This is a genomic window from Tepidiphilus sp. HLB4 (assembly GCF_054823945.1).
Genome location: NZ_JSYB01000041.1, coordinates 1 through 2,851 on the forward strand (window position 1 = coordinate 1; position 2,851 = coordinate 2,851).

Here is a 2,851-nt window from a genome sequence, read left to right on the forward strand (position 1 = left end):
AAATTTACAGAAAAAAGGTTGCACAACCTCGTCTGACCGCCTGCCCCAGACTGACCTGCACACTCTCGACCACACCCGCAATGCGCGGAACAATGTGCGAAGTCCGGTCTTCATTCAGACGAATTTCGCCTGGCAATTGCAAAACAGACTTGATGCGCGCAGGACCTGCCGTGTCGATGCCAATGGATGCGGCCTTGATTTGTGCATCGCTAAGCTCGACCTTCCCTTCCTCTTGGTTCAGGACGAACATGAAGGGCTCGGTGGCAGTCTGGGCAACGATGCTGATCTCGAACGCGTGTGGCTCGGGCACCACCTCACGGCTCACCAGGCTGTCCTTGTCAGGTGCAAAGTTGAGGGTCTGCGTCTCTCCGGTCAAGCGCGTGATGGTGGCGCTGACTTTGGCTGCATTGTTTGGAAGCGGCTTATCTTTGCTGAACAGCCAGATCCGCAGGCGTGGTTCGCCTCCGTCCTCGGCCAGCAAAGCCTCCAGCCCAAAATCTCCTTCCTTGAACAGCTTGCCGCCATGAGGCCCCTTGCTGGGGCCTTCGTGGTGCTCGCCGTCAGCGTGGCCTTTGTCATGATCGTGCCCATCGCCACTCGTCTTGCCGTGGTGCTCACCATCACTGTGCGCTTTCGCTTCAACGTGGCTGCCATGACCGTGGCCATCATCTTCCGCCGTCTTGCTTGTCTTGTTGCTCAGAATGGCGGTGCCAAGCACTACGCCAGTCACGGCAATTGCAGCGATGGCGACCAACTGCTTTTTGCTGATGTTCAGTTTTTTTGTGTCGATTTTCATATTCATTCCTGATTGGATGGCTTGTCGGCATTCGGGGTGGAGTCGCCGAGCACCCGGTCAATGTCCGCCGCCGCGCGATGCGCTTCGGCCAGTGCCTTGAGGTATTGGGACTTGGCGGCGAAGTAGGTGCGCTGCGCGTCTAGCACTTCTAGAAAGTTGAACTTGCCGTTCTCGAATCCGATGGTGGCTGCGTCGTAGGCACTCTTAGCCCCGGGGAGTACGTCCCGTTGCAAGACCTCGACTTCCCTGCGAATGGCGTCCAGCCGCTCGCGGGCTTGCATCACTTCAGTGCCGACTCGCACGTTCAACGCCTGGAGTTCGTCCCGGGCTTTGTCTTCGCGCTTCAGCGCTTCCAGCAAGTTGCCCTGATTGCGATCAAACAACGGCAACGGCACGGAGACGCCGAACAGCAGCTGATCACGCTGCAGCTCATTGGAGCGCTTCACTCCCAGGCTGAAGGTGACATCGGGTACCCGCTTGCTGCGCTCCAAATCGACCAGTGATCTGCGGCGTTCCATCTCTAGCTGCGCACGACGCAAGGTTGGCGAGACAGACAGGCGTTGCTGGACACTGTCGAAGCTTGGAACGGGCGGGAGCGCTTCAACATTGCCCGCGACGAGGGTGAAGCGAGGTGGATTGGCACCCAGCAAGCTGGCAAGACGTCCCCGAGCGTTGCGCAGCTCGCTTTGCGCCTGGGCGAGTTCAACGCGCACCCCGGCCTCAGCCACCCGGGCCTTTGATTCTTCGACGGGAGAAACCTTACCCGCTGCCACGCGCTTGGCAACCGCGTCGGTCGCTTTTCTCGCCAAATCGACACTGTCAAGAGCCAGTGCTACACGCTCCTGGGCTGCCAGCGTTTCGAAGAAGGCGGCGACCACAGCGGCGCGGATTTCGATGCGCCGCACATTCAGGTCTTCCACTGCGATGTCGCGCCCTCGCTCGGCGGCCGCGATACGGGCCGCGCGCTTGCCGCCCATTTCAACGGGAAGGTTGATCTGCACGCTTTGTGTACGGGTCTGTGCGCGCTGGTCTTCCAGTAAATAGGCAAGCTCTGGGTTAGGGCGCGCTTGCGCTTGAAGCACCTGACCTTCAGTAGCCTCAATTTCACGTTTTGCGACGGTAAGGTCTGGATTGCCGTCGAGCGCCAACGCGATGGCTCTCTGCAACGTCAGAGGCGTCGCCACATCGGCCTGCGACTCAGATTGGGCTGTGCGGTTGGCTTGGGCAGCAGGCAGCGATTGGGCAAAAGATACTCCTGCGGTGAGCGCAATGAGCAGGCCCGCTGCAGTTGCCTTTTTTGTAGCCCTATGAACGGCAAGTGACGCCCGTCGTTTTTGCTTGTGAATACTCTTCAACATCCGATTCTCCAGTGATTTCAAAGACACGAGGAAATCGGCGGAGAGCGATCCAAATGATCGCCTGCTACATCGTCACGTCAGCGGCGCAAAGGCGGCTTTGTGCGGTCACGCACCAAGCGCGACTGCTTTAGTGACGACGAGGGAAGGAACGCGCTCCCCGCCGATCAGGCGAGGACACGTCACTGCGGGCGTTCTAAGCGTTCGAAAGGGGGCGACGTAAGATGCAGCCAGTAGTCCGCTATGTCTAGGGACGAGCTGAACATCGGCGGGAGAGTCACCTCCCCAGGCAGGGCTGATGAACACCCCGCATGGCAGGATGCGCAATCAGGGTCACCGCCACCGGTTTTGGCTGGATCGGGTGCTGTCTCTTTACCATCAGTAGCCTTGTGCTGATGGTCATGGTGACCGAAGTGTTTGGCTGCGGCCCCAGTTTCGTGCTGGCAATAGGATGCAATCGCTGCCCAACTGAGCTGCAGCGGCATCAATACCAGCAGAAAAATCATAAACAAGCGACGCGTGGTCAAGGGAACCTCTGCACTACCCCGCCCACTCGTTCGTGGCGACGAGTTGAGGGTCAATATCGTTTCGTAGGATGGGATCGAAACAGATGCTGAACGGTTCTTGGGCTCCAGCAAGCCCCTTCGTGGGCCCTCTGCAGCCTCATCCGGCGGTTGTGCAACCTTTTTTCTGTAAATTT

2 protein-coding genes are annotated in these 2,851 nt (G+C 58.8%); both read right to left on the minus strand.

Annotation, left to right across the window (positions count from 1 at the left end):
* Nucleotides 1-4: 4 nt before the first annotated feature.
* On the minus strand, nt 5-796 hold the full coding sequence (locus OA56_RS07420) for a hypothetical protein (protein WP_461584402.1): 792 nt from the start codon (nt 794-796) through the stop codon (nt 5-7).
* A 2-nt stretch (nt 797-798) separates the two neighbouring features.
* Nucleotides 799-2,154 (minus strand): TolC family protein, encoded by a 1,356-nt coding sequence (locus tag OA56_RS07425; protein WP_461584403.1) that lies wholly within the window; start codon nt 2,152-2,154, stop codon nt 799-801.
* Between the last annotated feature and the right edge of the window lie 697 nt (nt 2,155-2,851).

Excerpts from the sequence above, each read along its gene's own strand:
- OA56_RS07420 (WP_461584402.1), bottom strand. The coding sequence starts at position 796 with ATGAAAATCGACACAAAAAAACTGAACATCAGCAAAAAGCAGTTGGTC.
- OA56_RS07425 (WP_461584403.1), bottom strand. The coding sequence starts at position 2,154 with ATGTTGAAGAGTATTCACAAGCAAAAACGACGGGCGTCACTTGCCGTT.